The organism is Actinoplanes sp. NPDC026623 (genome assembly GCF_040638275.1).
Taxonomy (GTDB): domain Bacteria; phylum Actinomycetota; class Actinomycetes; order Mycobacteriales; family Micromonosporaceae; genus Actinoplanes.
The window spans coordinates 1-7,621 of record NZ_JBEZXZ010000295.1 but is presented as its reverse complement, the minus strand read 5'-3'; the positions used below and the strand labels follow the sequence as shown (position 1 = coordinate 7,621).

Annotated in this window: 7 protein-coding genes and 1 pseudogene; 6 read left to right on the top strand and 2 right to left on the bottom strand. The window is 74.0% G+C overall.

The features are described from left to right. Positions 1-835, bottom strand: a pseudogene (locus AB0F10_RS42595) (hypothetical protein); the annotation flags it as partial. A 126-nt stretch (positions 836-961) separates the two neighbouring features. Between AB0F10_RS42595 and AB0F10_RS42590 the strand changes: the two are divergent. The 5 genes from AB0F10_RS42590 to AB0F10_RS42570 all read left to right on the top strand — a co-directional run bounded on the left by AB0F10_RS42590 (position 962) and on the right by AB0F10_RS42570 (position 4,986). Continuing rightward, positions 962-2,263, top strand: coding sequence for a S8/S53 family peptidase (locus AB0F10_RS42590; protein ID WP_360639439.1), 1,302 nt, complete (start codon positions 962-964; stop codon positions 2,261-2,263). A gap of 13 nt (positions 2,264-2,276) precedes the next feature. Then, positions 2,277-2,936 (top strand): sigma-70 family RNA polymerase sigma factor, encoded by a 660-nt coding sequence (locus tag AB0F10_RS42585; protein WP_360639436.1) that lies wholly within the window; start codon positions 2,277-2,279, stop codon positions 2,934-2,936. Continuing rightward, entirely contained in the window at positions 2,914-3,393 is a 480-nt protein-coding gene (locus tag AB0F10_RS42580) for a hypothetical protein (RefSeq protein WP_360639433.1), read from the top strand. Before AB0F10_RS42585 ends, AB0F10_RS42580 begins: the two co-directional genes overlap by 23 nt. Before the next feature lie 446 nt (positions 3,394-3,839). Continuing rightward, a complete protein-coding gene (locus AB0F10_RS42575) occupies positions 3,840-4,427 on the top strand; it encodes a sigma-70 family RNA polymerase sigma factor (RefSeq protein WP_360639430.1) in 588 nt (195 codons plus the stop codon). 58 nt (positions 4,428-4,485) lie between these two features. Next, positions 4,486-4,986 carry a hypothetical protein gene (locus AB0F10_RS42570; protein ID WP_360639428.1) on the top strand — a complete coding sequence of 167 codons (501 nt, stop codon included), beginning with the start codon at positions 4,486-4,488 and terminating at the stop codon, positions 4,984-4,986. 117 nt (positions 4,987-5,103) lie between these two features. Here the strand turns inward: AB0F10_RS42570 and AB0F10_RS42565 are convergent, their stop codons facing one another. After that, positions 5,104-6,450: a S8 family serine peptidase gene (locus tag AB0F10_RS42565; protein ID WP_360639425.1), complete on the bottom strand. Its 1,347-nt coding sequence runs from the start codon at positions 6,448-6,450 to the stop codon at positions 5,104-5,106. Between the two features lie 78 nt (positions 6,451-6,528). Between AB0F10_RS42565 and AB0F10_RS42560 the strand changes: the two genes are divergently transcribed. Further along, positions 6,529-7,621 (top strand): tetratricopeptide repeat protein (locus AB0F10_RS42560; RefSeq protein WP_360639422.1); only part of this gene is annotated, 1,093 nt, incomplete at its 3' end.

Below are 7,621 nucleotides of genomic sequence, written 5' to 3'. Positions count from 1 at the left end.
CCTCGGCCTGGTCCGAGGCCATGCCGCGGGCGCCGAGCTCGCGCACCGCGGCGGCGGCCACCTCGGTGGCCTCGGCCGGCAGCGGCACGGACAGCAGCAGCTCCAGCCGGTCGAGCTGCAGGGCCGGGCGGGGCACGTCGAGCTCGTGGTAGCGCCGGTCCACCTCGGCGAAGACCCGCAGCGCCACCGCGACCTCGCCCCGGCGCGCCGCGGCGGTGCCGAGGTTCCAGCGGGTGTCGGCGGCCGCGAGGTCGAGGCCCAGCCCGGTGAAGATCTCCTCCGCGCGGCGCAGGTCGTCGCCGCCGCGCGACATGCCGCGCCGGGTCTGCACGAGGCCGCGGTTGTTGCGGGCCCGCGCCTCGAGCAGCGCGTCGCCCTCCTGCCGGGCGATCTCCACGGCCGCGGTGTAGTCGCGGGCCGCCTCCTCGTAGCGCCCGGCGAAGTGCAGGACCACGCCGCGCTGCATCCGGGCGCGCCCGGCGTCCGGCCCGCTCAGGTGCTGGAGCGCGGCGGTGACCTCCCGCAGCGCGGCGACGTTGCGGCCGCTGTTGGCGAGCGCGTAGCCGAGGCTCATCCGGGCCAGGGCGGTCAGCTCGGCCGAGCCGCCGCGCCGCGCCAGCCGCACCGCGCGGCGCAGGTGCGTCACCGCGGCGCTCAGCTCGTTGAGCTCGCGGTAGGCCAGGCCCACCGCGCGCGCGGCGATCGCGCGGGCCCGCGGGTTGTCGGACCTTTCCAGAATCGTCTGTCCGATCCCGATCGCCTGGCGCGGGTCGCGCTGTACCGCACCCAGGGCGTCCTCCGCCTGGGTTTCCCAGGACTGTCCGCTACCCGCCACACGCGCATCCTGTCCGCTTTTTGCTAGTGCCGGCGCCCGGAAGGCCGTTAGATTTCTCCCGATTCGCCCGATGGCCCGCCGACGGTGGGACCAGCCTCGCATTCAGTGGTCGTTGCGGAGGACCTTGTGTCAACTGACCGATTCAAATCGGGACTGCCGCGCCTCGTTCGGGGCCCGCTGACCCGCCGGGGGCTGCTGCGCTGGTCCGCCGTCGCGGCGGCCGCGGCCGCCCTGCCGAGCTGGGCGGGCCCAGCCGCGGCCGGCGAGGACGGCGGCTACGGCGCCGCGTTCCTGGCCGCCGTCGCCGAGGACAAGCAGATTCGCGCCTACACCGAGCCGGGCCGGGAATTCTGGTACCGGCCGGGCCAGCTGCTCGCCGCCCGGGCCGACGTCCGCCGGGTGGCGGCCTGGCTGCGCGAGGCCGGCGTGCCGTTCCAGAACGGCAAGCCGTTCGGCAGCGTCGGCCGTTTCCTGCTCGCCGACGACGCCGACATCCCCGGCCTGGTGCTCCGGCTGCGCGAGCCGGGCCAGTGGGGCGGCACCCCGCCTGAGGTGCAGCCGCATCACGTGCTCGTCGGCTACGACAACATCATGGGCAACCCCGGAACCGCCCCGCTCGCCGTCGCCGCGCCGGCCCCGCCGCGCTCCGGAGCGGGTACGGGCAAGGGCGTGACCGTCGGGGTCTGCGACACCGGCATCTGGCGCGACGCGGCGAACTTCCACCCCGCCTGGCTCGGCAACGCCTACCTGCCGCAGGCCGACGACGAGGACGCCGTCTACCGCCACGACGACGTGCTGGCGCTGCAGGGCGGGCACGGCACCTTTGTCGCCGGCGTGCTGCGGCAGTCCGCGCCGGACGTCTTCTTCGACCCGGAGGTCGCCCTGTCCGACATGGGAATCGGCGACGAGGAGACGCTCGTCGGGTCCCTCGACCGGCTTGACCGTCGCGTGTCGATCATCAACCTGTCGCTGGGCTGCCGGACCCAGGACGACGTGGCGCCGCTGCCGCTGGCCGACCGGCTCGCCGCGCTCGACGACAAGGTCGTGGTCGTGGCCGCGGCGGGCAACGCCGGCGGCTCCCGCCCGGCCTGGCCGGCCGCGCTGCCGCGGGTGATCGCGGTGGCGGCCGTGCGCGGCACCGCCGAGGACGCGGAGGTCGCCGAATACAGCAACTTCGGCCCGTGGGTCGATGCCTGCGCCGACGGCACCCGCACCAGCACGTACGTCACCGGGGTGCTCGAGGTGAAGGGCGCACCCCCGGAGAAGTTCGACGGCTTCGCCCGGTGGTCCGGCACCTCGTTCGCGGCGCCGCACGTCGCCGGGCGGATCGCGGCGCTGATGAGCGAAAAGGGCCTGAGCGCGGCGGCCGCGGCGGACGAACTGCTGAACCGGCCGCGGTGGCACCCCGACTACGGGGTGCTGGTGTGAGGTGGCGATGATGATGACCGAACCTCCGAACGATGGCCCGAGCGTCTCCACGCTGTGCCTGGTGCGCGCCGCCGCCGGCGGCGACGAGCAGGCCTGGGGCGCGCTGATCGACCGGTACGGGCCGCTGGTCCTGGCGGTGATCCGGCGCTTCACGCTCAGCCGCGCCGACGCCGCCGACGTCAACCAGACCGTCTGGCTGCGGCTCGTCGAGCACCTGGACCGGATCCGCGAACCGGAGGCGCTGCCGAGCTGGATCGTGCAGACCACCCGGCACGAATGCCTGCGGCTGCTGCGCTCGGGCCGCCGCACCTGGCTGTTCGATCCGCTGGACGGCGCCGCGGAGACCCTGGTGAGCGCTGCCGCCCGGGGCCCCGGCGACCTCGACGAACGGCTGCTCGCCGAGGAACGCCGCCAGGCGCTGCGTGACGCGTACGCCGAGTTGCCGCCGCGCTGTCGGCAGCTGGTCGGGCTGCTGCTCGTCGACCCGCCGCTGAGCTACGAGGAGATCGGCGAGCGCCTCGGCGTGCCGATCGGCAGCATCGGCCCGACCCGCGGCCGATGCGTGCACAAGCTGCGCACCTGCCCCGCCCTGGTGGCGTTCATCGGCGCTGCGGGACAATCTGATAGCCACGTTCGCAAGGAGGCCCGCCGTGACGCAGCTACCGTGGGATGACGATCCCTCGCTCGTCGCCGACCTGCGCGAGGCGCTGGCCCCGCGCGAGGCGCTGCCGCCGGACTTCGCCGCGGCGGCCCGGGCGGCGTTCGGCTGGCGCACCATCGACGAGGACCTGTTCCTCGCCGAGCTTTCCTTCGACAGCTCCGCGTCGCAGGGCGCCCTGGCGACCCGCGCCGGCGACTCGGGCGGCGCCCGGCTGCTGGTGTTCGACGGCGGCGGCTACCGCATCGACGCGGAGATCGACGATGACGGCGACGCGATCGGGCAGGTCAGCCCGGCGAACGGCGGCACGGTGTGCTGCCAGACTCCGAACGGGACCTTCGCCGAGGCGCCGATCGACGAGGCGGGGTGCTTCAGCGTGCGTACCCCGGCGGTGGGCGCGGTGCGGCTGCGGATCCGCGCCGGCGGCCGCCCGGTGTCCACCGACTGGATCAACCTCGGCCGCCGCCCCTGATCGGCCCGTAGTCCTTGATCGGCTTCGCCGTTTCTGATCGGCCCGTCGCCCGGCGGGTCGGAATGGACATAGCCGCCGCTGATCGGTCGCCGCCCGGCCCCGTTGGACCGAAATGGACACCGGGGGCCGGGTGTTTCGTCCCGTCGGGCAGGCGGTGCCGGTGCCGCCGTCCCGGGCGTGTCGCGGTGCACGTAATCTGCCTGGACCGGGCGCTGCGGCACGGCGCCCGGGACTGGTCTGCGTCCTCATCCGACCTGAGATCCGATCGCCGAGATGTCTGATCGAGCCGTTTTCAACGTGGCCACAGGTCGACGGCCCGGATACCACCGGTCCTGGGCCAGGTTGAAAATTGCTCGTTGGTCTATGGTAAATCGGTACATCTACGGCGGCCGATGGGCGTGAAATCCGGCGGCCCGCGGGCTCCGGGCGTGACATCGGAGGCAGAGATGACCGGCACCGAGCCGTTCGACGACGTGGCGCTGCTGGTCAGCAAGGCGGCCGGCGGCGATCAGGCGGCGTGGAACGAGATCGTCGGGCGGTTCGGCCGGCGGGTGTGGGCCACCTGCCACGCCTACCGGCTCAGCCAGGCCGATGCCGCGGACGTCTTCCAGCAGACCTGGCTGCGGGTGCTGGAGAATCTCGACTCGCTGCGCGACCCGGCCCGGCTGGGCGCCTGGATCGGCACCACCTGCCGCAACGAGGCGCTGGTCGCGCTGCGCCGGGCCAAGCGGGCCATGCCGGTCGGCCAGCTGTGGCAGCTGGACCGGCCGACCGGCCCGGACGAGGACCCGGAGCGGCCGTTCCTGATCGCCGACCGCGACGCCGAGTTGTGGGGCGCGTTCCGCCGGCTGAGCCTGCGCTGTCAGCAGGTGCTGCGGATCCTGGTGGTGGAGGCCGAGGACGGGCGGCCGTCCTACGAGCACGCGGCGGCGGCGCTCGACATGCCGATCGGCAGCCTCGGCCCGACGCGGGGGCGGTGCCTGACCTACCTGCGCCAATTCCTGACAGAAGGTATCAGCGGCGCGGATGCCTGATCGTGAGTGTGATGAACCTGCCACGCAACGCAATTTCCCATCGGTGTGAGGAGACACGGTGAACGACCCGACGGCACCGGACGACGGTCCCCTGCTCGCACGGCTGGCCGCCATGCTCAACGACGCCGAGGAGCCTCCGGCGGAGGTGATGGAGCTGGCCCGGCAGAGCTTCACGCTGCGCCGGCTGGACGCCGAGCTGGCCGCGCTCGTCGAGGACTCCTACGGCCCGGCCGCCTCCGTGCGTTCCGTGGCCGTGCGCGGCTCGGCGCGGGAGCCGCGGCAGCTCACCTTCCAGATCGTCGACGAGCAGGGCCGGGACGAATTGATCATCGCGGTGCAGGTCGAGTCGGTCGGCCGGCGGCGCCGGCTCACCGGGCACCTCGCGCCGCAGGGCCCCGCCTACATCGAGGTGCGGCAGCCGGCGGCCCCGAAAGCACGCGGCGTCGACGCCGACCGTCGCGGCCTGTTCGTCATCGACGACGTGCTTCCGGGACCGATGAGCCTCACCTGCCGCCGGGCCGACGGCCCGGCGGTGGCCACGCAGTGGACACTGCTCTGAGCAGTCTCATCCGGACACCGCTGAAAACGGCTCGCTGATCAGGCGAGCCCGATCAGCGAGCCCGATCAGCGAGCCCGATCAGCGAGCCCGATCAGCGAGCCCGATCAGCCAGCCCGATCAGGTGGGAGTGCCCGGCAGCAGGTGCACCACCGTGCCGAGGTCGTCCAGGATCGGCCGGCCCGCGATGAGCTGGTCGAAGGCCGCCGACGGCACCAGCGCCCCGTCGTCGCCGCAGAGTGCGGCCACCGCGCCGGCGATCTGCGGCGCGGTGAACGAGGTGCCGCTCCACGCCGCCCAGGAGTCCGCCGCGAAGTTGAGGTCCGCGCCGATGCCGGCCTCGGGCGGCAGCTTGCCCTCGACGAACGTGGACACGATCCCCACGCCGACCGCCGAGCAGTGCACCCAGTCGCCGTGGTTGGAGAAGGCCGCCGCGGTCAGGTCGCTGTTCAGGGCGCCGACCGCCTTCACGCCCGGGAAGGCCGCCGGGTACAGCGGACGGTCGCTGCCGTCGTTGCCGGCGCTCGCGACGATCAGCGCCTTCGGGTACGTCGCGGAGATGTAGCGCACCGCCTCCCGCATCGCCAGCGGCGGTACGCCGTCGACGGCGGGCGCCCCGAACGAGGCGTTGATGATCAGCCGGCCGCCCGCGGCGTCGTCCGCGGCCTGGATCATCATGTCCGCGGCCGCCTCGTCGGTGCCGATGCCGTCGGCGCCGGTGTAGCGGTAGACGATCACCTCGCAGTCGGGGGCGATTTGCCGGACGATGCCGGCCCCGAAGGTGCCGTGGCCCGCGAACCAGTCGATCCGGTCGTGCGGCGCCACCATGTCCAGCACGTCGGTGCCGTTGCGGACCACGCCGGTGTCCCAGGCGTCGGTGCGGGGCACCGCGGTCAGGCCGGTGTCGATGATCGCCACCCGCACCGGCTCGCCGCCGCCGTTGCTCGCGAAGGTGCCCGGCGCCACGGTCGGGCACGGGTAGGAGTTGCCCTTGACGATGTAGCCGAGCGGCATGATCGCGTTGACGCCCGCCATGATCTTGTGTTCGTCCCGGAGCCGCTTGGCGTCCTTGCGCAGCGCGTCCAGGGACCTGCCGCTCGGCCCGCGGAAGACCCGGGTGCGGCGGCGCGAGCTGCGCCCCGCGCGGTCGGCCGCGGCGTAGCCGGCCAGCAGCCCGCCGAGCCGGGCGGACTGCGCGGCGTCGGCGTCGATCACCAGCCGGTTCTCGGCGCACAGCCACGGCCCGGTGCCGTCGGCGGGGGTGTGGCTGACGAACCGGGTCGCCTGATCGTCGGACGCCGTCAGCTGGCGCCTGCGGATCCGCTCCACGACCTCGTCCATCGTCCGCCGTGCGGCGGCGTCGTCATTCGGCGCGACGAGGTTCGAGACCTGCGCCCGCACGGCCGTCCTGTCCCGCTCGAGCTGTTCGGCGTTGCGGTTGTCCGGTAGTGGCCAGTTCTGGGTCATGGCTTACTGTCCCTTTCCATCGGTAGGCTGGCGTCGTTCTCCACCCGGGAACTCGGGGGCTGCGAAGTGGACATTCAGGTGAGCCTCCTGGACGAGGCGGACGCCGCGTACAGAAGAGTCGTTCTAGATCCGGCCAGATACGCGCCGCAGGCAGAAGATCTCGTCCGGGCGGCGCGGGCCGCCGGAAACACCGAGGCGCTCGTCGTGGGTCTGCGCGCCCAGGCGTGGGCGCGGCACGTCGCGCTCGACAACGACGGCGCCAGAAAAATACTCGATCAGGCCGTCCGGCTGGCCGACGGCCTCGGCCTGCCGGGCCGCCTCGGCGATCTGCTGGTCACCCGGTCCGTCGCGCTGCACGAGCTCGGCCGCTACGACGCCGCGGCCCGCGACCTGCGCCGGGCCGAGCCGTTGATCGCCGCCGAGGAGCGCCCCGACCTGCACCTGCAACTGGCCATCCTGGACCACAACCGGGGCCGGGTGCGCGCCGCCGAGCGGGCCTACCGCGAGGTGCTCGACGACCCGGCCTGCCCGCCGGTCGTCTGGGTCAAGGCCGCCAACAACCTCGCCAACGCGCAGACCCAGCTGGGCCGCCCGCACGAGGCGCTGGACCACCTCGATCACGCCGCCGAGCTCTGCCGGGAGCTGAGCCCGCGGCTGCTCGCGGTGATCGCCAACAGCCGGGCCTGGTCGACCTTCCACGCCGGACAGCTCGCGGAGAGCGTCCGGCGCTTCGAGGAGGCCGGCCGGCTGCACGCCGCCGCCGGTCTCCCGCTGGGCGAGCATCAGCTCGAGTACGCCGACGTCCTGAGCGACCTGCGCCTGCTCGACGAGGCCATGGCCGCGGCCCGGTCGGCCGAGGTGGAGTTCGAACGGCACGGTGCCCGGCTGATGGCGCCCGAGGCGCGGCTGCGCTGCGCCCGGCTGGCCCTGGAGCTGGGCGACGCGGGCACGGCCCTGGCGGACGCCGCCGCGGCCGCCGCCGACTTCCGGCGGCAGCGCCGCCCCGCCTGGGCGGCGCGGGCCGCGGTCACCGAGGCGCAGGCGCAGGCCGCCTGCCACGGCTACTCGCCGGAGGTGCTGCGCCGCCTCGGCGGGGCCGCGGCCACCCTGCAGCGCATCGGCCTGCGCACCGAGGCCGTGCACGGGCACCTGGCGGCGGGCCGGGCCGCGA

Excerpts from the sequence above, each read along its gene's own strand:
- AB0F10_RS42585 (WP_360639436.1), top strand. The coding sequence starts at position 2,277 with ATGACCGAACCTCCGAACGATGGCCCGAGCGTCTCCACGCTGTGCCTG.
- AB0F10_RS42575 (WP_360639430.1), top strand. The coding sequence starts at position 3,840 with ATGACCGGCACCGAGCCGTTCGACGACGTGGCGCTGCTGGTCAGCAAG.
- AB0F10_RS42565 (WP_360639425.1), bottom strand. The coding sequence starts at position 6,450 with ATGACCCAGAACTGGCCACTACCGGACAACCGCAACGCCGAACAGCTC.